Source organism: Ancrocorticia populi (genome assembly GCF_003123745.1).
GTDB lineage: Bacteria > Actinomycetota > Actinomycetes > Actinomycetales > Actinomycetaceae > Ancrocorticia > Ancrocorticia populi.
Map to the genome: position 1 here is coordinate 21905 of NZ_QETB01000005.1, position 24955 is coordinate 46859.

Genomic DNA, 24955 nt, shown 5'->3' on the forward strand with positions numbered 1-24955 from the left:
TTAGATTCCCAGAACGGCCTTAGCGATCACGAAGTAGATGATGAGTCCGCTCGCATCAGTGAACGTGGAGATGAACGGGTTGGAAAACACTGCGGGATCTGCGTGAATGGCCTTGGCTAGCAGCGGCATGCATCCGCCGATCGTGGCGGCAACGGTACACACGGCTAACAGGGTGAGGCCGATAACGGTCCCGATGTTCCACCCGAAAATGGCACCGGTAATCACGAAGCCGAGCACTCCTAAGAGCAGCCCGAGGAAGAAACCCACCCGTACCTCGCGCCCGGCCACGCGCCACACATCTGAGGAGTGAACATCGCCAAGCGCCAACGCTCGCGTGACCGTGGTGGCGGCTTGATTGCCCGTGTTACCGCCCGTTCCGATGAGGAGCGGCACGAACAGGCTGAGCGCGGTCACCTGAGCTAGGGTCGCCTCGAAAACGGAGAGGACCTGGACGGTGAGCGAGGCGCCCACTGCGAGGACCAGTAGCCACACCACGCGGGATCGGGCAATGTGCAAGATGGGAGTGGAGAGGTAGGGGCGCCGAAGGTCTTCTGTTCCGCCTTGGCGGGCAGCATCTTGGCTTTCTTCGTATTCGAGGATGCGTGCGGCGTCGTCGATCGTAAAAATCCCAACAAGCCGAGCCTCGGAATCAACCACCGGCATAGCCAAGAACCCAAGGTCCGTGAGGCGGCGAGCCGCCGATTCGTCGCTTTCGGTGGCCCCAACCATCTCTGGGTCCTCCATGAGGGAGCTAAGGATCTCCTCGTTCCCGGCCACCAACAGATCCTTGAGCTCAACCACCCCGATCACAACGCGGCTGGAATTCACCACTGGGATTGTGTACACCGTTTCGGCGTCTGCTGCGCGCTCGCGTACCCGGGCGATGGTCTGGGCAACCGTGAAATCGCCGTGCGCACTCACGAACTCGGGGCTCATGCGCCGGCCAACTGAATCCTTGGGGTAGCCCAAAACGGAGGCGGTCAGGCGGCGCTCGTCAGGGGACAGGCCGTGGAGCAGGCGCCCGGCCACAGTTGCCGGAAGCTCGTCCATTAGCCACACGCGATCGTCCGGGTCCAACCCCTCGAAGAGGGTCATGACCTCTTCATCGCGCAGGCCGCCCATCAGTTCGCCCTGAACCACCGGGTCCAGCGATTCGAACACGTCAAGTGCGTCATCCTTGGGCAGGAGCCGGTAGGCAACGGCGCGTTGCTTGGTGGAGAGCCGCTCCAAAACGGTCACGGCTTCGGCCACGGAGATCGGGGCAATCTCGTGGGCGGCCGTCTTTAGGTCATTGTCTGCAAGGGCGGAGCGCAGGGCTTCCGTGACATCGTTGAGGTCAACTTCTACGCGCGTCATCGGCGTAACTCACTTTCGGGTGGGGCGGGCATGCCGTGGTGGGCCCCTGCTCCAACCCTCTACCCGCTACAGCGGGCGCAGTGAGATGGCTGGCGAGGTGCCCTTGATCGAATTACTACTGTCACTCGACAATTGAAACCACCTCACCTTCCGTGTGCTCATAGATATGGCGGTGCCCATGTGCAGGCACCGCCATCAACTCTAACGCGTATTTGCGCGGTTTACGACTTCACGAGCCGCTGGATCGCGCGGGATGCCTCGGTGATCTTCTCATCGCCGGCCTCGGGGCTTTCGCGGGCTGCATCGATCACGCAGGTCTTCATGTGTTCGTCCAGCAGCCCGAGCGCCACGTTCTCTAGAGCGCTCTTCATCGCACTGATTTGGGTGAGAATATCGATGCAGTACTTATCGTCCTCAACCATGCGATAGATGCCGCGGGCCTGTCCCTCGATACGCTTGAGGCGTGCCAAGTACTGGTCCTTCTCATGGAGATAGCCGTGCTGATGATGATCTTCGTTCACTTGCTTGCCCCTTCCTTGGAAGCGGTCTCACGAATCACGCTCGTGAAGCCGCGTAGGCGCAGACTGTTCGAGACTACGAATACGCTGGAGAAGGCCATCGCCGCGCCCGCGAGCATCGGGTTGAGCATTCCGAACGCGGCCAACGGGATCGCCGCCACGTTATAGGCGAAGGCCCAGAAAAGATTGCCCTTGATCGTGCCCAGCGTGCGGCGGGATAGCCGGATCGCGTCCGTGGCACCCCGTAGATCCCCGCGCACCAGAGTAATGTCCGCGGCCTGAATGGCCACGTCGGTGCCGGTTCCCATGGCCAGGCCCAGATCTGCTTGGGCCAGCGCCGCGGCATCATTCACGCCGTCGCCCACCATCGCTACGGCCTTGCCCTGCTGTTGCAGGTCAGTAATCACTTGGGCCTTATCTGCGGGCAGCACCTCCGCGATCACCTGATCGATAGCCACCTGGCCCGCGATCTGATCGGCCACGGATTGGTTATCGCCCGTCAGGAGGATAGGTGTAAGCCCGAGGCCCTTGAGCTGGCTGATCGCCTCGGCGGAGGTGTCCTTGACCGTATCGGCCACGGCGATGAGTCCAATTGCGTTTCCGTTCACGGCTACCGTCATGACGGTTTTGCCCGCGAGCTTCGTTTTCGCTTCCGCGAGTTCGGCCGGGAGAGTGACGCCTTCGTTTTTACCGACGACGACCTCGCTTCCCTCAACCATCCCTCGTACGCCGCGTCCCTCTTCATTGGAGAAGTCATTGACCTCGGGTAGCGCGCCGATTTCAGCGTTCGCGGCCTGGGCCACCGCGCGGGCGATGGGGTGCTCGGAGGCGTTTTCTACCGCGCCGGCCAGAGAGAGAAGTTCCTGGCGGTCCTTCAGTGCAACTACATCGGTGACCGTCATGGTGCCAGTGGTGACCGTGCCGGTTTTATCTAGCACTATCGTGTCTACCTTGCGGGTGGATTCGAGTACCTCGGGGCCTTTGATGAGGACGCCCATCTGGGCGCCGCGGCCGGTTCCCACCAGAAGTGCGGTTGGTGTTGCTAGGCCGAGGGCGCAGGGGCAGGCGATGATCAGCACGGCAACGGCTGCCGTGAAGGCCATGGACCACGAGCCTTCGGCGATCATCCAGCCGATCAGCGTGATGACGGCGATCGTGATGACGATCGGAACGAAAATGCCCGAAATCTTGTCCGCTAGACGCTGCACATCGGCCTTGCCGGACTGCGCGTCCTCTACCATCTTGGCCATCTGGGCTAGCTGAGTATCGGGGCCCACGCGGGTGGCGCGAACCGTGAGGCGGCCGTTTGCGTTGATAGTTGCTCCGGTGACGGAATCACCTTCGCCCACTTCAACGGGCACCGATTCGCCGGTCAGCATGGATTGGTCAACGGCGGACTGGCCGGCGGTAATCACGCCGTCCGTCGCGATCTTCTCGCCCGGACGGACGATGAACTGATCGCCAACGCGCAGATCTTCGATCGGGATAAGGATTTCTTGATCGCCGCGAAGGACGGTCACTTCCTTGGCTCCCAACTCCATGAGGGCGCGCAGGGCAGCGCCTGCCTCGCGCTTGGACTTCTTCTCGAAGTAGCGTCCTCCCAAAACGAAGGTGGTTACGCCCGCGGCAACCTCAAGGTAGATGTTGGCCGAGCCGTCCATCCCGTGGGCAGTGAGCTCAAAGGTGTGTGTCATGCCCGGTTCGCCAGCAGTTCCAAAGAAGAGGGCGTAGAGGGACCAGAGGAAGGCCGCCGATGTTCCGATCGAAATCAGCGTGTCCATCGTGGTGGCGCCGTGGCGGAGGTTCTTCCACGCCACCTTATGGAATGGCCATGCTCCCCATACGATCACGGGGGAGGCCAGAGTGAGGGAGAGCCACTGCCAGTTGGTGAACTGGAGGGCTGGAATCATAGCGAGGAGAATCACCGGCACTGCGAGGATTGCGGAGATAATGAACCGCTGCCGGAGCGTTTCCAGCTCCAGATCCTTCTCGGTAGCTGGCGCTTCCTCTTCGCCTGCCTTAGGTGGAGCGGGGAGCGTGGCTCCATACCCGGCATCCTCAACCGTGGTGATGAGCGCGAGGGGATCGTATCCAGACGGTACGTTGACTGCGGCCTTTTCCGTCGCGTAGTTGACGGTTGCACTGACGCCATCGAGCTTGTTGAGCTTCTTCTCAATGCGGGCGGCGCAGGAGGCGCAGCTCATGCCAGTGATGTCTAGTTCGATGTTTGTCTCCGCAACGGGGGCCGCTGCCATAATCAGTCCTTTACCTCGCTATGATTCCGTGACGTTCAGGCGCGGACGGCCTCGTAGCCGGCTTCGTCTACGGCTGCCACAACATCGGAATCCTGCAGATCGGAGTCCGAGGTAACGAAGAGCTGGCCGGTCTTGTGGGACACCGAGATGTCGCTGACGCCATCGATCTTCTCAACTTCTTCGCGAACGTGGTTCTCGCAATGTCCGCATGTCATGCCGGTGACCTTGTATTCTGCAGTAGCCATGAGTGGCTTCCTTTCGATAATCTCATCTGAACGCTTATACCCCTAGGGGGTACCAGTAAATCGAATCTATCGCGCTTGGGATGCTGGGGCAAGCTGGGGCAGGGGTTCCCTCCATCACTCCGGTGGATCGTGCGAAGGTGAGGATCCGTCGTCGTCGAAAAACCACCGTCCGGATATCTGACGCAAAACCGGGGCTCGCGACGTAGGGTTGTTAGGTAGGTCACGAATTTGTAACAGAATTCAGAAACTGTTTGACCGGTCTAAACTAGGGTTGTACAGTTCTTGTCAAGTCATCCATCCCGTAGGACTTCAGGAATACCATTCTGTTCAATCGTTCAAGAGATTGGTTGATCGTACATCTTCGTGCGCAGGCCGGACAGGCTTTTGGGTATTGAAGGCGTTAGTGCAAAGAAGCTGAACGAGAACCACATGACTAGGGCACATTGCCCGGATCGACAAAGAGGAGATTTCAGTGAAGAGATCATTGATTGCCGCAACCGCCTTTGCACTCGCATTGAGTGCCGGAGCTTGCTCTGGTGGGGGCGATGATTCATCCGATAATGGTGACGGTGGCGAGGGCCGCGGTCCCATCACATACGCACAGGGTAAAGACACGTCCGGTGCACTTCAGGCCATTATTGACGACTTTAACGCGGACCACCCCGGCGAAGAAGTAACATTCGTTGAACTGCCTGAATCAGCAGACGATCAGCGCACCGCGCTGGTCCAGGACTTCCAGGCCGGTGCCGGGACATACGACGTTGCTGGGCTGGACGTAGTGTGGACCGCAGAGTTCGCGGCCCGTGACTGGCTGTTGCCGCTGGATGAGGTTGATACGACGGGCCTGTTCCAGTCAACGGTTGATTCAGGTACGTACGAAGGAACGCTTTTTGCCGCGCCATACAAGACGAACGCTGCGTTGTTGTTCTACCGTTCTGACCTGCTTGATGAGGCTCCAACTACATGGGATGAGCTCATCGAAGACTGTGACATTGCGGCTGAGAATGACATGAAGTGCTTCGCCACGCAGATGGCGCAGTATGAGGGCCTGACCGTCACCTTCTCGGAGACGGTTAACTCAGCAGGCGGTGCCATCCTCGATGCAGATGGCAACGTCAACATCGATACCCCAGAGGCTCAAGAGGCAGTGACCTTCCTGAGCAACGGAATCCAGGATGGTTACATCCCTGAAGAGAACATGACCTTCATGGAGGAAGAATCGCGCCGCGCATTCCAGTCCGGTGATTACATGTTCCTGCGTAACTGGCCATACGTGTACAACCTTGCTCAGGATGAAGGCGAAGATTCCAAGGTTCAGGATAAGTTTGATATCGCTTTGATCCCGGGCTCCGAGGATGTGGGTGCCTCCACTCTTGGCGGTTACAACATCGGCGTTTCCAAGACCACTGATAACCCTGAGACCGCACAGGACTTCATCAACTACATGCTGAGCGAAGACGTCCAGAAGCGCATCATCCAGGAGACCGGTGAGCCGCCCGTGCGCGAGTCCCTGTACGAGGATGAAGAGCTCCTCGCAGAGATTCCTTACTTCGAGACTCTGGGTGAGGCCATCGGCCACGCCGAAGCACGTCCTCAGGCCGTAGCTTACTCGGAGTTTAGCCAGGTTCTCTCTGAGAACTTCTACAAGGGCCTGCAGGCCGGCACCGATCCCGCCACTCTGCTTCCTGACCTAGAGGGCAGCCTGCAAAAGGTGATCGATGCCGAGTAATCGGCAGCGGTAATAATTCAAAAAACAATAGATAGGTGAGTGGTACCCGATGACGTCGCAGATGGTTCTCCGAGACGAAGGTCAGAATCTCGAAGCACAAAATCAGCAACCGGGTGCCGCTCACCTTCTTGATGAATGGTCCGTTACTCAAACCCAGTGGGATACGGACACAAACCGCGCGTGGGAAGGCCTGCTGACGCAGGGCAACGGTTACTTTCACGTGCGCGGTAGTTTTGAAGAGGGACTACGCGATGAACCGCAGAACCTCGAATACGAGAGAAAGATGCAATCGGTGACCGTTGAGGTTGCTACTCATCAAACTTCTAGGCAAGGCGTCTATATCCCTGCCATCACCGGATACCATCCAGAGGTACGCCAAACGGTCATTAACCTTCCGTGGTTTGCTGATATCACGATCAGTGCGGATGGCGAAGAATTCGACATGGCGCATTCGGACGTCAGGGGCTTTTCGCGGAGACTGGATTGGCGTTCTGGGGTACTTACTCGCCGCGTAAGGTGGGCAACTGAAGCTGGCTCGGTCATTGACTTAGTGTGGGAACGTTTCGCCAGCCAAGACAACCACCATCTATTTGTGCAGCGGCTGCGTGCGGACGTTATCAGCGGCAACCCGCAAATCTGCTGGCAGAGCGGCCTTACCGCGGACGTGGTGACGAACGGGCACCGGCATTTCTCCGGTATCACCACGGATGCCTCGAATGAAACCTTGGCTTGCGAGGTGGTAACGGACCACGGTGACGTGGTGGCGGTAGCTTCGCGCGTAGTTTGCGAAGGCCCAGAAGGAATTGAGCGTACTAGCAGTGTCACGGACACGGGAGCGCAAATCGAATGCTCCACACCGCTAGCTCAAGGACAATCCGCTGTGCTCAACAAATACACGGCCTTGACGACCAGCCGTGATAACGAGCTGGATCCCGCACTAACCGAGGATCCCGCAGCCCGAGCCTACGGTGTGGCACGCGAAGCCAGCGTTGAGAAGTGGGGGCAACTGCTCGAAGCCTCAACAAAGCAAGCTGTCTCCGCGTGGGACGCGGCTGACCGCGCTGACCGAGCCGCACTTATCGACGTACCGCATCTTCGCTGGGCAACTTATCACTTACTGCGCTGCACGCCGGCTTTTGAAGGTATCACTCAGGTGTGCCCGAAGGGTTTTGCGGGCGAGGCCTACTATGGTCGCTACTTCTGGGACACGGAGATCTTCCTATCGCCCTTCTATCTTGAGACTAACCCGGCGGCGGCCCGTGGCCTTCTCGAATACCGCTACAACACTTTGGATGGCGCCCGTAAGAATGCGCGGGAGTACAACTGTCGCGGCGCCAAGTACCCATGGCAATCAGGCACTGACGGAACTGAGCAGTGCTCGCTCTGGGAGTATTCAGACACAGAACTCCACATCAGTGCTGACATCGCCTTCGCACTCGCCCAGTACGTTGATCGCACTGGCGATTCCGAATTCATGTGGCGCTGCGGAGTGGAGATCTTGGTTGAGACCTCGCGGTACTGGGTGGATAGGGTTGACTGGGGCGAGGACGGACAAGCGCACCTGATCAACATTATGGGCCCCGATGAGTATTCGCCGATGACTCGCGATAATGCTTACACGAACTGGATGGTTCGGTTCAACCTGAATCAAGCCGTCAGATGGGCCACGGCCATGAAGCGAGACGCACCCGAAGCATGGGCGGAGCTTATCTCCCGCCTTGATTTCGAAGAAGAAGAGCTTCAGGCATTTTCACACGTGGCAAGCAATCTTCCGGTTCCCTACGATGAGGAACGCAAACTAGTCCTGCAATCCTCGGATTTTGAAGACTATGCTGTCATCGACATTGATGGTATGTGGAAGGACCGCACGAAGCCGTTCGGCTTCTATGCACCGCAAGAAAAGCTCTATCGTTCCCGCTGCCTGAAGCAGGCAGACGTGGTTTCCTTGCTGACTCTGTTCCCAGAAGAGTTTGATGACGAACAAGTCGAGTCAGCCTATGAGTATTACAAACCGTATACAGTCCATGATTCGTCACTCTCACCCGCTGCGCATGTTCAAGTGGCGCACCGCTTGGGTAAGCACGATGACGTAAAGGAGTTCGTAGCGAAAATGATTGCCGTTGATTTCGATTTGAGCCGGGGAGGCGCTGCCGATGGTATGCACATTGCCAACTGCGCCTGCATCTGGCAGTTGGCAGATCTAGGAGTGTCCCAATGAGTATCCCATTAGTGGGGAAGGTGAAGAAGAATAAATCTGGATTGGCTCGCGCCGAGGCCAGAACTGCATACACGCTGGTTGCCCCCACCCTGATTGTTCTGCTCGCAGTGATCGGCTACCCAGTTGTTCGGGCCATCATACGATCTCTCTATTCAGACCCCGTGGCTACGGATCCGGAGTTCATCGGGCTGGAAAACTATCAGAACGTTTTTACCGGTGACCTTTCTGAGTCCTTCTGGCAGGCCACGGGTAACACGCTGTTCTTTAGTGCCACCACTGTTATTCTCGAGGTCATCATCGGCCTAATCATGGCCATGGTTATGAACCAGGCGTTTAAAGGCAGAGCGGTTGTGCGTGCGGCCATTTTGGTGCCGTGGGCCATCCCCACTGCGGTTGTGGCCGTTATGTGGCGCTGGGTTTTCAACGTGGACGGCATTGCCAACCATCTCATTGGCAAGGAGATCCTGTGGACCGGCGCCGAATGGCCCGCCAAAGCTGCGATCATCATGGCTGATGTGTGGAAGACAGCTCCGTTCATTGCGCTACTTACCCTAGCGGGCCTTCAAGCTATCTCTTCTGAACTCTATGAGGCTGCCAAGGTGGATGGGGCTGGTCCCATCCGGCGCTTCTTCTCCATCACGCTGCCGCTGGTTCGCCCGGCTCTGGTGGTAGCCGTGCTGTTCCGCCTGCTAGATGCGCTTCGTATGTATGACTTGCCTCAGATTTTGACGCACGGGTCCAACAACACCAATACGTTATCAATGCTAGTTGTGCGCCAATCTATCGGTGCATTGAAGGCAGGGCAGGGTTCAGCTCTCTCAACGGTGACGTTCATTATCATCTTCGTGATTGCCTTCCTCTACATTCGCATTCTCGGTGCGAATGTCATGGCTGGGCACGATGGAAAGGATTCCTGATGTCGAAGACTACTAATCGCGTGGTTGGTACAACAGGTAAGATTATTGGGCTAGTTATCCTGCTGGTTTTCTGTCTCGCTCCTTTCTACTGGATGATCGTTACGGCACTCAAGCCACCCACGGCCCTGTTCAACAATGAGCTCTGGCCCTCGTCCATTTCGATGGATTCAATGTCCGCAGTGTTCAACCAGAAGAACAATTTCGGGCAGGCCCTGATCAACTCCGTTATTGTTGCCGGAACCACCACAGTTTTCGCAATGATGGTTGGCATATTCTCCGCCTACGCACTGACGCGTATGAAGTTCCGCGGCCGCACGTTTATCTTGGCGTTAGTTCTGGCCGCATCCATGTTCCCGGGCGTGGCTATCTTGACGCCGCTTTATGAGTTGTTTGCGGACTGGGGATGGATCAACACCTACCAAGCGATGATTGTCCCGGACATGTCCTTCGCGCTGCCACTTGGTATCTGGACGCTGACAACGTTCTTCAGGGAAATGCCGTGGGAATTGGAGCAAGCCGCAGAGATCGACGGCTGCACCCCTGCGCAGGCGTTCAGGAAAATCATCATTCCACTCGCGGCCCCTGGCGTTTTCACCACGGCGATCATGGTGTTCATTACGTCGTGGAATGAGTACCTCATTGCATCGAACGTGGCGATCGGCGCGGATGTCAGCCCCGTTACCGTCGCGATCGCCAAGTTCACCGGGGAGTCTTCGTTCCAGCAGCCTTTCGGAACCCAGATGGCTGCCGGTGTAGTAGCAACTATTCCTCTCGTCATTGTTGTTCTGATCTTCCAGCGTCGTATTATTACTGGCCTGACATCAGGCAGCCTTAAGTAGACGGAGTGAAAGATTAGCGATTCTTCGAGCACCAAGAGAGCCCCCGGCCGCGCCACTGTTCGCACAGTGGCGCAGGCCGCCGGGGTCTCGCGGCAAACAGTTTCCAACGTTTTGAACGCTCCTGAGCGCGTCAGCAAAGATCTGCAAGAGGCCGTTCTCAAAGCGATCAAGGAAACTGGCTACCGGCCCTCAAGTATGGCGCGTTCACTTGCTCTGCAACGCACCGGACTAGTTGCTTTTCGGGTTGGCGATGGCATGCGCAATGAAGCTTCGCTTCTGGATCCGTTCATGCGTGAGGTGGCGCGAATTGGGGCTCATTACGATTACCGCCTTGTGCTGGATGCCGTTCCTAGTGACGACTCCGCGCAAATCGCAAGCTATCAGGACCTAACTGCCAGCCGCTCCGTGGATGCGGTGATCATTGTTGAAACGCATCTAGATGATCTTCGGGCCCGTTGGCTGACTGATAACAACGTTCCCTTCGTGGCATTCGGACGTCCCTGGGGCGAAGAGTCCGCGAAACACTCGTGGGTGGATGTCGATTCCCGGCTGGGTATCCGGCAGGCCGTTGAATACCTACACGGTAAGGGCCACTATCGGATCGGCTACATTGGCTCCCCAGTTGATGGGGGCCGCCACGAAGACCGGCGCGGCGGCTGGTGCGAGGCTATGAAGGAGGTTGTTCCGGAATCCGTTTCAGAAGACCTTACGTGTTTGTCGTTTGAAAGCCGACGACGAGACCTCGGTGCCAATATAGATGCCTTTCTTGAAAGTGCATCGCCAACAGCTGTCGTGTGTCAGGACGATCAATTCGCTCATGAGGCAATGCGCTCAGCCACCCGTGTTGGCTTAACACCGGGTGAGAACTTTGCTGTGGTGGGCTTCGACGATTCGATGGTGGCCCGGCGCGCGCAGCCTGCGATCTCTTCCGTGGCCCAGCCGCTCACACAGGCAGCGACTTTGGTTTGGAAAGCTCTGCTGCCACAAATCCGCGGTGGCCAAGAAAAGCCCCTGCAAACGCTCATACCGCCAGAATTAGTGATCCGCGAGTCCTCAGATTTTGAGCTCAAACGCTGAGATCACATAAAACAGAAGGAAACTCCTTGACTACAAACCAGACCACCACCAAGGGCTCACTCGAAACGGCGCTATCGGACATCCGGTCCTATGACGTGCTGTTGTTCGATTTAGACGGGGTACTCACCCAGACCGACAAGATGCATCGGAAAGCTTGGCAGGCCATGTTCGATGAGTACTTCGCCAAGCAGGGCCTCGAGCCGTTTGAAGAAAGTGACTACTTCAATTACTTGGATGGCAAACCGCGCGCGCAAGGTGTGCAATCGGTCTTAGAATCGCGAGGCGTGAGCCTTCCTTTCGGAGAGGCCACTGATGCACCGTCGCCGCACACCGTCAATGGGTTGGCCAATCGGAAGAATGAGTGCTTTCTTGAGGCAATCCAAGAGGGTGTGGAACCCTATGCCGGAAGCGAGGCATTACTGAGGGCCATCAAGGCGGCCGGCAGAACCCGGATGGGCGTGGTGACTTCCTCGAATAATGGGCCGATCGTGCTTGAGAAGAGCAATCTGGCGCACTATTTTGATTTGGTGCTTGATGGCAACGTAGCTCGCGCGCATGCTCTCAAGGGAAAGCCCGCGCCGGATACCTACCTTTACGCATGCGAGCAATTGGGGGAGACTCCCGATAAAGCCGCAATCTTTGAGGATGCCGTTTCGGGTGTTCAATCGGGTGATGCGGGCCGTTTTGCTCAGGTTGTTGGGGTGAATCGCGGGGTCGGCGCACAAAAGCTGATGGACAACGGCGCAACCTGCGTTGTTGATGACCTAGGAGAGCTTGCAGAAGCCCTCGACGGAAACTGGTAATTGCGGCCTGCGGTCGGCTAGGGACGAAGGTTTCCTTTTCTCTTGTATTTGACCGTTCAAAATACTAAGGTCTGATCAACCCAGATGCTTCTGGGTGTCATGCGAAGCCAAGGCGGTACCCGCCACTGACTCAACGGAGTGTCATGAAGCCAATCCATACCCGAGCCAAGCGCACCGCAGCACTAGGGGAGGCCGCAGTCCCTTCTCTTGCAAAAAGGATGGCGGCCCTGCTAAGCGCACTTGTGTGCAGCCTAGCGATGGTGACCTCGATGGCAGTTCCCGCAGCAGCCGATGCCGGTGATCCATACCCGTGTGGTTCTTTCGCCGGTGCGAACAATGATGCGAGTGCCATCGGGTGGCTTGGAAATGGACACGGAGCCACGGTCTGTTTGGGTGGAAGCTTCTATGTCCCCAACGGAATCGACACGACCTATGGCTTCGGCATCTACAACAATGCGCCTACCACGTGGGAGAACGCTGAAGGCTACCTCCCAGCTCTAGTGACTGGTTTTGAGGCTGACGGCGCGCAGGTTTCGATCACCAACTTTGGCGATAAAGTGACCATGGGCGGTAACGATTATGTGCTGATCTTCAGCCGCGTGAGCATTACGAATCCAACGGACGCGGAGATTGCCCTTGACCCTCAGCCTGCCGCGGGCATGGTGGAGCTTTCTTCTGCCGGCAACGAGGTGGCGCCTTCGGAGACGGTCAGCCACGACTATGTGGTGGCCGCAGATCGCTTTGCTAACGGGTATGCGTGGCCAGACGCCGGGCAGCTTGCTGAAGTTGGTGGTTATGACGATCACTACGCACACATGAAAGACTTCTGGGACTCTCAGATCAGCGAACTCGCCATGCCGAATCTTCCGGATGAGCGCCTCGTCGAGGCCTACCTCTCGGGCTTCATCTACACCCAGATTTCTCGTAGCGGATACGCGCTGAACACCGGGACGAACGGATACCACCAAGAGTTCAACCACGACGTCACAGGGATTCTCGCGGGATTGTTCAACCGCGGATACTTCAAGGACGCCCATGCGCTGCTGGATCAGGCAAGCGCCTCCCTCAGCACCCCGGCGCAATACTCCGATGGCTACTGGACCTATCCGTGGCTATGGTCGGTTTACTACCGCAAGACGGGCGATCTGGACTTCCTAAAGGCGCGCTTTGCGACCCCCGGGCCGCAGGGGGAGGACGTGAACCCGAGCATCAAGTCAACAGCGCACCGGATCGCGGACGATCGCACTGGGCCCAACGGCATCATGGGCGCTAGCGGCAACGCCGATGCTTTGGGCTACTTCACCACTGACAATTATGTGGCGCTGCTTGGCCTCGCGTCATACCGGTATCTGGCCGAAGCCGTTGGGGACAGTGCCGAGGCAGAGTGGGCAGACGCGGAGTTCAACGAGCTTCTCGAAGCGGTAGATGCAACGCTGGCGGAGACGATTGAGACCTACGATCTCGATTACATTCCGTGCTCGATCCTGCAGCCGAACACCACAAATAGCTGCGCGGATCCCGCCATGGCTGGGTGGGCCGGTCCCGGTGTTTATTACAACTATGCGTGGAATGGGTACCTCCTTGGCGCGGATCTGGGCGCCCCGGACGGAATTGCTGCTGGTGACTGGGCGGACAAGACGTTTGACTGGGGCTTCGCACTCACCAGGAACGTGCTGCCTCAGGACACTTTTGGCGGGTATGGAGGTCAGGGCTTTTATTCGACGGCTTACAACGCCGCGTATGGCAGCTGGGGCCTAGCAGGCACGAAGTATCGCGATCAAGCAATCCAGTCCTACCTGTTCATGATCGAAAACAGTCAGGCTGGCCCATACTCTTGGTGGGAGGGCGCCGATTGGCCGAGCCAGAGCACCCCTTGGATTGGCAACCACCCAAAGTCCGGTGGCGGCTCAAGCCCTCACTCCTGGGGAATTGAGCTGGGCAACCAAGCACTCATCGATTCGGTTGTGACCCAACGTGTGGACGGCACGATCATCGTTGGGCGCGGCGTGCCTAACGCTTGGGTTGTGGGCGATGAAGCATTCGGAGTCACTAACTACCCGATCTCTTACGGTAACCGAATGAATGTTGACATCGTGCCGGCCGGTACGAGCGTAACGGTGAACGTAAGCGGCGCAGTTAACGCTCCGATTCAGGTGCATCTTCCGGCCGCAATCGGCAACATCGCAAGCACGTCCGCGGGTTCCTTCGATTCAGAGGCTGGTACTGTCACGCTGCCGTCCGGCACGTCCTCTGTGGTGATCACCTTCCAGAACACGCCCTCGACCGAACGGCCACGTCCCGATGCGATTGAAGCGCCTCCCGCTGAGCCATCCACACTGGCACCGATTCTTGAAACTGTGAGTCCGGAAGCTGCGGCTGCGGGTGACGAGGTCACGCTCACTGGTGCCAACTTTGGTGAGACGCAAGATGCCAGCCACGTACGCTTCACCAACAACGGCATCAACTGGGGAGATCCCGGCGATGAGGCCGATTTCGAGGTTGTATCGTGGAGCGATACCAAGATCGTGTATAAGGTACCGGAGCCCTCCAAGGGCTACGAGGTGACCCCGGGTACCCCTGCGACCATGAAGGTAGTGACACCTTTCGGAGTTTCGAGCAGCCTTGAAATCGATATCGTAGCCGAGACGCCAACCCCCACTGACCCCGCGACGGATCCAACCGATCCCACCGCCGAACCGACTGATCCAACAACGGATCCGACTGGCAACCCGAGTGACCCGACGGACAGCTCGAGCGATCCGACGGCTGGCACCACTGACCCTGCCACGGCCGGACCGGGGGAGCCGACTGGAGGTGCGGCCGCTCCATCACCGGACCGTATGCCGAACACCGGGGCCAATGCGCTCCCACTGATCCTTGGAGCGGCACTTCTCTTGGGACTAGGCGTGGCTATCGTATTGAGGTCGCGCCGCCGCTAGTTATGCGAGACCGGAGGAAATATCGTCCGGCTTGCCCAGCCGCTCTGCAGCCTCTACGGAGTAGTGATCTTGGAACGGAGATTCGCCCTTATCGAGTGTGGCGATTGACTCCATCTGATCGTCGTTGAGTTCGAAATCGAACACGTTGATGTTCTCGGCAATCCGCTCGGGACGGACGGACTTGGGGATGGAAACGATGTTGCGCTGAATCATCCAGCGGAGCACCACCTGAGCAACGGTCTTGCCGTGGGCGTCCGCGATTCCGATCAGTGTGGGGTTGTCTAGTACGCCCATCTTGCCCTGCCCGAGCGTGCCCCAGGATTCCATCTGGACGCCGCGGCGCTCCATAACGCGCTGATTCTTGGTGCGCTGGAAGAACGGGTGCGCCTCGATCTGGTTCACGGCGGGCGGCACATCGGTGTGCAGCAAGAAATCGACGAGGCGGCCTGAGTAGAAGTTGGAGACTCCAATGGCGCGGGCGCGGCCCTCCTGATGGATTTTCTCCATCTCGCGCCACTCACCAAACACATCGCCGAATGGCTGGTGGATCAGGTACAGGTCAACGTAGTCCAAGCCGAGCCGCTTGAGAGATGCATCGAAGGCGCGCTTTGTGTTTTCGGCGCTGGGCTGGACCCAAAGCTTGGTGGTCACGAAGAGTTCCTCGCGCGGGATGCCGGACTTAGCAATAGCGCGGCCCACACCCTCTTCGTTGTGATAGATGGCGGCGGTGTCAATGGAGCGGTAGCCGGCTTCGAGTGCGGAAAGTACCGCAGCCTCGGTTTCGTCATCAGGAATCCTGAAAACGCCAAATCCGAGAATTGGCATTGAGATGCCGTTATTCAGAGTCACATCCTGCATGGTGCATCCTTCGCTGTGGGAGATAGCTCCAGCCTAATAGCCCTACAGCTGCGAAATCATGGACCTTTGTCGGAGACGGGAGATATGAAAAAGGGGAGTTAGCCCACGCGGGCCAACTCCCCTTTTCCAAAACAATCTATTCTTCGCCTTCGAGGCCAGACATGGCCTCTTCCATCAGGGACTGAGTGCAGGTCTCAGTAGCGGAATTGAAGGTTTGGTAATCATCAGAGTCCTCAGATGCTGTGGGCTCCTCACCATCGGCGAGGGACTTCAGGGTGTCATCGGAAAGGTCATCGTATGATTCATCAACGATGCAGCTGTAGTAATTGTCTAGGGCTTCCTGGCCAAGCTGATCCACGACTTCGGCGTCAATGTATTCATCCATCGCCTGAGAAAGGCCAGAGGTCACTTCTTCCTTGGTGGGCTTGTCCTCGCCACCGCAGGCAGCGAGCGAGACAGCGAGTGCCGGAATCATGAATAGGGCGGAAAGCTTCTTCATTTTCACGTAGGTATCCTCTCGTTGGTGCCGCCCAGTTCAAGGGGGCACGTTCACCTTAAAGAAGGCTGTGCATATCGGGACAATCGTCCCAGAAAGTGAGAAGGAGTTCCAATCGAAGCCTAGCCAAGCAGCGGATTAGCAGCCAAAACTTGCGCTATCTCGTCGCGATTGGGGGAGTAGGCGCCGTTTTGGCTGACCGTCAGGCCCGAGGTCATCGTAGCCCGGTGAAGTGCTGGCACAACCTGCTCCCACCTTGCGGCGCGCAACCGAGTCTTGGCCTCCGCGCTGCCCAACAATCCAGCGTCCAGCAAGGCGGAGAGCATTCCGCTCATGAACGAATCGCCGGCACCCACGGTGTCCGCAAGCTCCACATTAAGGGGATCGATCACCAGCATGTCGCGCTCACTGGCCAAACGCGCATACGCGCCCCAAGGCCCGCGAGTCACCACAACCATGGCCGGCCCCATGGCCAACCACTTGCGCATGATGTTCTCAACAGGAGTGTCCTTGCCGTACAGCCACTCGATGTCCTCGTCCGAGGCTTTCACAACGTCTGACACGCTGATGATTTCCTCGATACGCCCGATCACGTCAGAGGCGCTGCCCATGAGGTTGGGGCGGGCATTGGGATCATAGGAGACGGTCCCAACGATGGACTGCGCCTTGACGGCGCGCAGCACATCGTTGCCGCCGGGAGCGAGGGTGGCGGCGAAGCTGCCCGTGTGCAGGTGGGTAATCTCAGCTGGGGCCGGAAGCTCAGGTACCTTCCATTCCAGATCAAACTCGTAGGTGGCGCGCCCCTGCTCATCTAGGAAAGCGTTAGCCACAGCCGTCTTGTTGGCCTGATCGGAACCGGCAACAGGCCTCACGGAGTGATTGGCCAGCAGCTCTTCGATTGCATGGCCACGCGGATCGTTAGCCCACCAAGCGGCAAGCTGGGTGGGATGGCCAAGCGCGGCCAAGCCACAGGCAACGTTCAGCGGGCTACCACCCACGTGCTCGGTGGACTTACCATCGCGGTGAACAACATCAATGAGTGCTTCACCGAGGCAAAGGACTGGGGCATCGGGCGTCGTTGCCACGGGATCTCCTAAAGGTTCAAACGTAGAATAGAACTCTCTTAGACTACCGGATTCTATCCTCGCTGCTAGCGAGCTGAACAGTCTTTCCAGTGACTGCTTTTGCGGCAGCCTCGCATTCAGCGGTGGATGGGCCTTCGCCTTCGGGCATGAGGACGCGGCGGTAATAACGCAGTTCGTCAATGGAATCGTAGATATCGCCCAGCGCGCGATGATTTCCGGTCTTTTCGGGGGCGTTGAAATAGCTGCGGGCGTACCAACGCTTGGCTAGTTCCTTGATGGAGGAAACATCCACGATGCGATAGTGCAAGTGCTCGATCACGCTCGGCATGTACTTGTCGAGGAACGTCTTGTCGGTGCCCACGGAATTCCCGCCTAGTGGCGCCTTGCGAGCTTCAGGGATGTACTTCTTGATATAGCCGAGAACCTGTGCCTCGGCTTCGGCCAGCTCTAGCCCGTTATCCCACTCGTTGATGAGTCCTGAATGGGTATGCATTTCGAGCACGAATTCGCCCATATTCTCCACTGCCGCTGGCGTGGGCTTGATCAGTAAGTCAATACCTGCGTCCACGGGAGTGAGGTCATAATCAGTGATGACTACTGAAACCTCGACCAGTTCATCAACCGTCAAGTCCAGCCCTGTCATCTCGCAGTCAATCCATACGATGGGGTTCTTTAGTCCGTTACTCACGCACGCCATTCTACCCGTTTGATTTGAATAACGACGACGGATGCTCCCGTCCGTCCCCATTCTCACCTTCTTTTCGTAAGAGTTGTTGCGTCTAATTGCCATGGCTGGATGAACTGATCGCGTGGTGGCATGGTGGCTAATATGAGCGACCTTTTCATTGATGAATTACGCGATTCACTCGGCGAAGATGCTGTACGTGATCAGCCAATCGATATCCATGCGGCAGCGCACGATGCCTCCCACTACCTCCTGATGCCGCGGGCGGTGGTACGAGCGGAAAACACCCAACAGGTGTCCGATATTCTCAACATCGCGAATTCTCAGGCCCAGTCCGTTACCTTCCGCTCGGGCGGCACCAGCCTGTGTGGCCAGGCCAGCACGGAAGCGCTCCAGATTGACACCCGCGCAGCGTTCCGGCTCATCACGATTGAGGACAATGGCGAGCGAGTGCGCGTTCAGCCTGGTGCTACGATCAGGCAGGTGAATGCCCGCCTTGCGCGTTACGGCCGCAAACTAGGTCCGGATCCGGCGAGCTCGGTCGCATGCACGATAGGTGGTGTTGTTGCCAATAACTCCAGCGGAATGTCTTGCGGAACCGTTCACAATACGTATAAAACGATCGAATCCATGACGATTGTGCTGGCAGACGGGACCATCATTGATACGGCCGATGATGATGCCGATCAGCAGCTGTCAACTCAGTGCCCCACGCTATACGCGGGACTTGAGGGCATTCGGGATCGCGTCCGCGAGAATCCCGATTCGATGGGAACCATCGATCGCCTGTACAAGATGAAGAACACCATGGGTTACGGGATCAATTCGCTGGTGGATTATGACCGTCCAGTCGATATCTTGGCTCACCTGCTCATCGGCAGCGAGGGGACGCTCGGATTCGTGGCGGAGGCCGTGTTCGTCACCGTTCCCGCCTACACCGAAGTGGCAACGGGCCTGCTGGTTTTTGAGAACCTCTACGATGCCACTTCCGCACTGCCAGCGCTTGTTGCCACCGAGCCAGCCGCCATCGAACTGATGGATGCCGCTAGCCTGCGCGTTGCTCAGGGCACCGGTAGCCCGGCGGCTGCAATCAGGGATATCGAGGTAGTGGATCACGCAGCTCTCCTTGTTGAGTATCAACAGCCCAATAAGGAGGGTATCCAGAAGCACCTCAAGCAGGCGGAAGCGGCCGCGGTTTCGCTTCGGCTTGCCTCGCCCGCGGTATTCACCGCCGATCCCGAGGTCCGTGCCAGCCTCTGGGCCATCCGTAACGGCCTATACGCGATTGTGGCCGGAGCTCGCGCTTCTGGAACCACAGCATTGTTGGAGGATATCGCGGTGCCGGTGGAGCGCCTCGCAAATACCTGTGAGCTGCTCACCGAGCTCTTCGCAAACCACGGGTATGAGGGATCGGTGATCTTCGGGCACGCCAAGGACGGCAATATCCACTTCATGATCACCGATCGGTTTGATACGCCGGACGGTCAGGCCCGGCTCGCGGACTTCACCGAGGACATGGTGGAACTGGTGCTGAGCCAGGGAGGCGTGCTCAAGGCGGAGCATGGAACTGGCCGCGCGATGGCTCCATTCGTGGAGCGCCAGTACGGCGAAGAACTCTATTCGGTTATGTGGGCAATCAAGCGGGCCTGTGATCCCAACGAGATTCTGAACCCGGGCGTGCTCCTTACCGCTCAAAGTGATGCTCACCTCCAAGGCATCAAGACCACCGTGACGGTCGAGGAAGAAGTGGATCGGTGTGTGGAGTGCGGGTACTGCGAGCCAGTGTGCCCCAGCCGTAATCTCACCCTGACTCCGCGCCAAAGGATCGTGTTGCGGCGGGATCTGGCCAAGGCGAAGGATGCGGGGGACAGCGAGCTGGCGGAGGCACTCGAGAAGGCCTACAGCTACGCCGGGATCGATACGTGCGCCGTGGACGGGATGTGCCAAACCACGTGTCCCATGAAGATCAACACCGCCGATTTGGTGCGTAGGCTGCGCTCGGAGCAGGCAAATCCGCCGCTTTCGACCGGCTGGAATGTGACGGCGAAGAGGTGGGGCGTTGTGACCACTGCGGCTAGTGCGGCGCTGTCCGTTGCCAAGGCGGTTCCTGCCCCGGGGCTGGTGAACGGCGTGACGAAGGTGGCGCGCAACGTTATTGGCGAGGACACGATGCCCGAGTGGACCAGCGACCTGCCGCGTGGTGGCAAGCGCCGTGGCGGATTGGCCGATTCGTATCCGGTTGAGCAGGCCGATGCGGTGTACATCCCTTCGTGCCAGAGCGCGATGTTTGGACCGGTTGATGGCGGGTCCGGGCTGCAGCGGAGCTTCCAGGAGCTGTGTGCCCAGGCGGGGCTCAAGCTGCATATCCCCGAGGGGATTGACAACCTGTGCTGCGGCACGCCGTGGTCATCCAAGGGATACCTCGGTGGCAAGGAGGAAATGCGCCAGAAGGTTGTGGATCGGGTAGTGACGGCCAGCCGCGATGGGAATCTTCCCGTGGTGTGCGATGCCTCCTCGTGCACGGAGGGTTTCGTTGGGCTGCTCAAGGCGTACCCGGTCGAGGTGATGGACGGCATCGTATTCATCCGGGATCAGGTACTGCCCAGGCTGGGGGTTCTACGCCATGCGCCTAGCATTACGCTGCATCCCACATGCGCTACCACTCATCTGGGGTCCACGGACGCGCTCGTGGAGCTGGCCGGAGCGGTCGCAGACAAAGTGAACGTGCCGGACAATTGGGGATGCTGTGCATTTGCGGGGGATCGCGGCATGCTGCATCCAGAGCTGACGGCATCGGCCACGGGGCCAGAAGCAGGAGACGTCCGCAAGCTCAACTCCACGATCCACGCCTCGTCCAACCGCGCATGTGAGATGGGCATGACGCGGGCTACCGGCAAGCCGTACAAGAGCATCATCGAAGTAGTGGCTGATTCGGTGGCCGGGCGGTGAGTGTGTCGAGGCTCACATGTTGTCGCGTATCAGGCATCCGTTGGGCTTTTCATTCTTCGTCACGCTGATGCGGTAAGAACTTGACTGTCAAAGGACATCGTGGCGTCCGTGCATGCTAAATCGAGCGGCGAATAGCGCTTACGGGCGCCGCCAAATTGGCCTTGACGTGGATCACAGTACCTGATTGGATCAAAAGAGGTCGATTTTTGACCGGACAAAATTGAGGGGATCTATACCCGAAGGCGGGGAAGAAGGTTCTGGGTCCCATGCCCAACGATGGGAGAGACGTTGAAAAATCGAATTAAGTCGCGAGTGAGCGCGCTCGCGGCATTGGCAAGCGCGACCGGCGGGGGTGACGGCACTCGTGCCAGCAGCCTCCGCGGCGTCAGACGAAGGAGAGCTGCCATTTGTTTTTTCTGCCGAGGAGTTGAGCGGTCAAAACGGCTCGGCAGGAACGCTCGATCTGGAAGCGACTGGTGGCCTTGATTGGGTCCACCTCGCGGGTGCTGAGACCAACCGCAAGGTGGATGGTGACCTTATTGAGGTTGAAAACCTCAACACCGATCGGGCTATGGGTGAGCTTGGCGATAGTCCTTACCGGTATGTGTGGTCCAACGGCACCCCAACGGAGTCCAATACTGCCGGCGTGACCACCGGTGGTGTGTTCTTCCATACCGGTAATAACGGAGGCTATGAGGTAACCGTTCCGGCGGGTGATTCGTGGCGCGAGTTGATCCTCATTGGGGGTGCCTGGCAGGCCGAGGCCGAGCTTTCGGTTCAGGCTTCCTCGGAGAGCGAGCCGTCATATGTGGAAGCCGTCTCCGCGGGTGAAGCCTCAGAGGTAAACGAATACACCGTTCTCATTGCACCAAACGAGGGCGTGACATTCACCGTTGAGACGGAGAGCGCTGGCGAGGAAGGCAATGTATCACTGGCAGCAGCCACTCTCTCAGATGTGGCGGAGGGATCCTTTGCCTACTCGATCGAAACTGGCGAGGCTCCCGTTGCCGTGAATTTGACTGAGAAGGGCGATCTGGATTGGATTCACGTTTACGGAGACGAGGTCAACCGCAAGGCTGACGTTGATGAGACCATCACGGTTTCGAACCGGTCGAGAAAGCCGATACCGACTCTTGGCGGTGACTGGTCCCGCACATTTAGCTGGTCCGACGGAAAGCCGACGGCTACCCAAGATGCCTACGGTAAGGCGAGCGTTTTCAAGGCTGATGCCGAGTACGCTGAGACCACCGATCCGCGCGGGTTCGATATCGATCTCGCAGACTCGGACAAGGCCAGAACCGTGACGTTCTACGCCAACACGTGGAACGCGGATGTGGAGATGAGCCTCTACGTCAACGGCGAGGAAGATGCCGTAGCGACCAGCACGAACCTGCACGATAACCCTGCACCTTACGGTGTCACCCAGGTGTCGTTTGATGTTCCGGCTGACGTCTCAGCGAAGCTTGAGGGCCAGATCGTGACCGCGCGCCACGAGGAGGCAAACGTCGTGTTCGCCGGCGCAGCGGTTTCCGAGGGCGATTCCCGGGACGATCTAACAAAACTGCAGGAACTACTGGCCGCGGCGAACAAGGCCAACATCTTTAGTACCTCGGAGTTCAACCTGAATCAGCTCCAGTCCGCGATTGCTTCCACCGAGGAGCTGCTCGCGGGTGACCCGAGTGACGCCGAAATTGCTGTTCAGCTTCGGATTCTTGAAGTGGCCTACCAGATGGCCGCTAATGCCGGCGCATACACAGACACCACGGATCCACGGCTTCAGGCCTCAATCGGGTGGGAAGGTGACCGTCACGCTCCATTCGCATATATCGATGGTTCCTACAAGCTACGCGATCGTGACAATCTTATGGTGAGGTTCGGGATCCCGGATATCCCCGGCAAGATTGATTGGTACAACGCGGAAGGCTACCTCCCCGCGTTCGTTTCGGAGTTCGAGAAGGCCGGTGCAGATGTTTCGATTACAAACTTCGCGGACAAGGCAACGATCAACAAGAACGATTATGAAATCGTTTACTCCCGTATGACGGTCACGAACAACAACGATTCCGAAATGACGCTCCCGTCGGTTTCGGATGAGTTAGTTCCGCTGAATGAGGGTGCAAAACAGCAGACGGTCGCGGCCGGTGAGACCGTCACGATGGACTATGCGATTGCAGCGGACCGATTCAACGGCACGTACGATTGGCCGGCAGCTGACGAGGTGAAGAACCTTGGCAGCTACGACGATGCATACGATCACATGAAGAACTACTGGAACGATCGCCTTGAGCCGCTGGTCCAGATCAGCGAGCTGCCAAACGAGGATCTGATCAACGCCTACAAGGCGGGCTTCATCTACACGATGATCATCCGTGATGACATCGACGGTGAGAAGCGTCTACACGTGGGTGAGAACAGCTATGACTTGATGTTCGATCACGACACGATCGGTATCGTGGCCACTCTCCTCACCTCCGGTGATTTCAAGTACGCGCAGGAGTACCTCGCAACGCTACCGGCACAGCTGCAGTATGACGACGCCAAGTGGAAGTACTCCTGGCCTTACGCCCTCTACCTGCAGCGGACGGGCGATACTGAGTTCATCAAGGAGAAGTTCGAGACAATCAAGAAGAACACCCACAACGTTGAGACCGACCGTATCGGCGATAATCATGACGGCATCATGAAAGAGACCGAGGCGATCGATTCCACCGGATACTGGACAATCGATAACTGGTCCGCGCTCGCGGGCCTGACAACGTACGCCTGGATCGCCGAACAGATCGGTGAAGACGAAGAGGTCGAGTGGGCAACGGATCAGTACGATTCGCTCCTCGATGCTTCGAACACGCAGCTCGATAAGCTGATCGACGAATACGATCTGGACTACATCCCGATGTCCATGACTGCTCCCAATGATCAGTTGGGCGATGGCCGTGATGACCCGCGTGATGCCAACTGGGCATCCATGTTCCTGTTCGGCCGCTGGGGCTGGGATGGCTACCTCTTCGGTGCCGAGCAGTCCGGTCCGATGTTCGATTGGATCGATCAGACGTACACCCACGGCTTCGAGAACCGTGAGGACATTACCGATACGATCTACAACTTCGGTGGTTACCCGCACGGCTGGTTCTCCAGCGCATACAACGCCGGATACGGCAGCACCGCGCTGCGCGGCGAACAGTACCGCGACGCGGGAATTCGTGGCTACGAGTTCATGATCAACGAATCGCAGAGTGCGCCATTCGGTTGGTGGGAAGGCATTGACTACCCGGACGAGGATTCGCCCTGGTCCATCAACCATGCCGCCGGTGGCGGTGATGGTGGTTCGAACCAGCACATGTGGGGCCAGTCCACGAATACCAAGGTGCTTTTGGACTCGCTCTTCGCCCTGAAGACTGATGGCACTGCGATTATTGGCCGTGGTGTTCCGACGGATTGGATTGCCGACGGCGAGGTCATCGACATCGCGGATTACCCCGTGAATATCGACGGCCGAATCGGCTACAAGATGGCAACGAATGGCAATAAGGTCACCGTTGACTTCTCTGGTGACACGGACAAGGTTGATCAGTTCTCTATCGAGCTCATGGCGTTGCGGAACAACATCTGCGCGGTTGAGGGCAAGGGCGCCGAGTACGACTTTGAGGCCGGCACCGTGACCGTTCCGAGCGCGACCCAGAAGGTCGTCATCACCATGGGCGCCGATTGTGAGAACCCAACCGATCCCACGGACCCGCCAACAGATGAGCCCACTGATGGACCAACTAATGGTCCGACCGACGGCCCTACTGGCGGATCCAGCGACGGCCCAACAGATGGATCAACCAACGGATCGGATAACAACAACGGTTCCCTTCCCTTCACGGGGTTCAGCGGTTTGTTGCTCGCTCTGCTGGCGGCACTGCTGCTTGCAGGTGGAGTGCTCTTCGTGAGGAGGTCTGCACACCTCCGTAGCTAGCGCGATAGCTGGCTTCCCCATAAGAACG

17 protein-coding genes are annotated in these 24955 nt (G+C 58.1%); 9 read left to right on the forward strand and 8 right to left on the reverse strand.

Features of this window, described 5'->3' with window-relative positions; translation table 11 throughout:
* From mgtE to DD236_RS09385, 4 genes are all read right to left on the reverse strand, one after another.
* Positions 1–1356 (reverse strand): magnesium transporter, encoded by a 1356-nt coding sequence (gene mgtE, locus DD236_RS09370; RefSeq protein ID WP_109094142.1) that lies wholly within the window; start codon positions 1354–1356, stop codon positions 1–3.
* A gap of 221 nt (positions 1357–1577) precedes the next feature.
* Complete coding sequence (locus tag DD236_RS09375) at positions 1578–1877, reverse strand: metal-sensitive transcriptional regulator (RefSeq protein ID WP_109094143.1); 300 nt, start codon at positions 1875–1877, stop codon at positions 1578–1580.
* Entirely contained in the window at positions 1874–4129 is a 2256-nt protein-coding gene (locus DD236_RS09380; protein ID WP_207785785.1) for a heavy metal translocating P-type ATPase, read from the reverse strand. The genes DD236_RS09375 and DD236_RS09380 overlap by 4 nt, the downstream gene beginning before the upstream one ends.
* Positions 4130–4164: 35 nt before the next feature.
* Positions 4165–4374 carry a heavy-metal-associated domain-containing protein gene (locus DD236_RS09385; protein ID WP_109094145.1) on the reverse strand — a complete coding sequence of 70 codons (210 nt, stop codon included), beginning with the start codon at positions 4372–4374 and terminating at the stop codon, positions 4165–4167.
* A 472-nt stretch (positions 4375–4846) separates the two neighbouring features.
* Between DD236_RS09385 and DD236_RS09390 the strand changes: the two genes are divergently transcribed.
* The 7 genes from DD236_RS09390 (at position 4847) to DD236_RS09420 (ending at position 14896) form a co-directional block, all read left to right on the forward strand.
* Positions 4847–6103 (forward strand): ABC transporter substrate-binding protein, encoded by a 1257-nt coding sequence (locus tag DD236_RS09390; protein ID WP_165819886.1) that lies wholly within the window; start codon positions 4847–4849, stop codon positions 6101–6103.
* Positions 6104–6152: 49 nt separating this feature from the next.
* A complete protein-coding gene (locus DD236_RS09395) occupies positions 6153–8321 on the forward strand; it encodes a glycoside hydrolase family 65 protein (protein WP_109094147.1) in 2169 nt (722 codons plus the stop codon).
* On the forward strand, positions 8318–9238 hold the full coding sequence (locus DD236_RS09400; RefSeq protein ID WP_109094148.1) for a carbohydrate ABC transporter permease: 921 nt from the start codon (positions 8318–8320) through the stop codon (positions 9236–9238). The genes DD236_RS09395 and DD236_RS09400 overlap by 4 nt, the downstream gene beginning before the upstream one ends.
* The gene (locus tag DD236_RS09405) at positions 9238–10077 is read left to right on the forward strand and encodes a carbohydrate ABC transporter permease (protein ID WP_109094149.1); all 840 of its coding nucleotides are present in this window, start codon (positions 9238–9240) and stop codon (positions 10075–10077) included. Before DD236_RS09400 ends, DD236_RS09405 begins: the two co-directional genes overlap by 1 nt.
* 66 nt (positions 10078–10143) lie before the next feature.
* A complete protein-coding gene (locus DD236_RS09410; RefSeq protein ID WP_109094150.1) occupies positions 10144–11154 on the forward strand; it encodes a LacI family DNA-binding transcriptional regulator in 1011 nt (336 codons plus the stop codon).
* Between the two features lie 26 nt (positions 11155–11180).
* Positions 11181–11957, forward strand: a complete 777-nt coding sequence (locus tag DD236_RS09415; RefSeq protein ID WP_243410230.1) for an HAD family hydrolase — start codon at positions 11181–11183, stop codon at positions 11955–11957.
* Between the two features lie 143 nt (positions 11958–12100).
* On the forward strand, positions 12101–14896 hold the full coding sequence (locus DD236_RS09420; RefSeq protein WP_133246088.1) for a hypothetical protein: 2796 nt from the start codon (positions 12101–12103) through the stop codon (positions 14894–14896).
* Here the strand turns inward: DD236_RS09420 and DD236_RS09425 are convergent, their stop codons facing one another.
* From DD236_RS09425 to orn, 4 genes are all read right to left on the reverse strand, one after another.
* On the reverse strand, positions 14897–15754 hold the full coding sequence (locus DD236_RS09425) for an aldo/keto reductase (RefSeq protein ID WP_109094152.1): 858 nt from the start codon (positions 15752–15754) through the stop codon (positions 14897–14899).
* Positions 15755–15890: 136 nt separating this feature from the next.
* Positions 15891–16259 carry a hypothetical protein gene (locus DD236_RS09430; protein ID WP_133246089.1) on the reverse strand — a complete coding sequence of 123 codons (369 nt, stop codon included), beginning with the start codon at positions 16257–16259 and terminating at the stop codon, positions 15891–15893.
* A 113-nt stretch (positions 16260–16372) separates the two neighbouring features.
* Positions 16373–17335 (reverse strand): PfkB family carbohydrate kinase, encoded by a 963-nt coding sequence (locus DD236_RS09435; RefSeq protein ID WP_109094154.1) that lies wholly within the window; start codon positions 17333–17335, stop codon positions 16373–16375.
* Between the two features lie 43 nt (positions 17336–17378).
* The gene (orn, locus tag DD236_RS09440; protein ID WP_109094343.1) at positions 17379–18032 is read right to left on the reverse strand and encodes an oligoribonuclease; all 654 of its coding nucleotides are present in this window, start codon (positions 18030–18032) and stop codon (positions 17379–17381) included.
* A gap of 132 nt (positions 18033–18164) precedes the next feature.
* Between orn and DD236_RS09445 the strand changes: the two genes are divergently transcribed.
* Positions 18165–20969: an FAD-binding and (Fe-S)-binding domain-containing protein gene (locus DD236_RS09445; RefSeq protein ID WP_109094155.1), complete on the forward strand. Its 2805-nt coding sequence runs from the start codon at positions 18165–18167 to the stop codon at positions 20967–20969.
* A gap of 364 nt (positions 20970–21333) precedes the next feature.
* The gene (locus DD236_RS09450) at positions 21334–24927 is read left to right on the forward strand and encodes a PT domain-containing protein (RefSeq protein WP_133246090.1); all 3594 of its coding nucleotides are present in this window, start codon (positions 21334–21336) and stop codon (positions 24925–24927) included.
* Positions 24928–24955 lie beyond the last annotated feature (28 nt).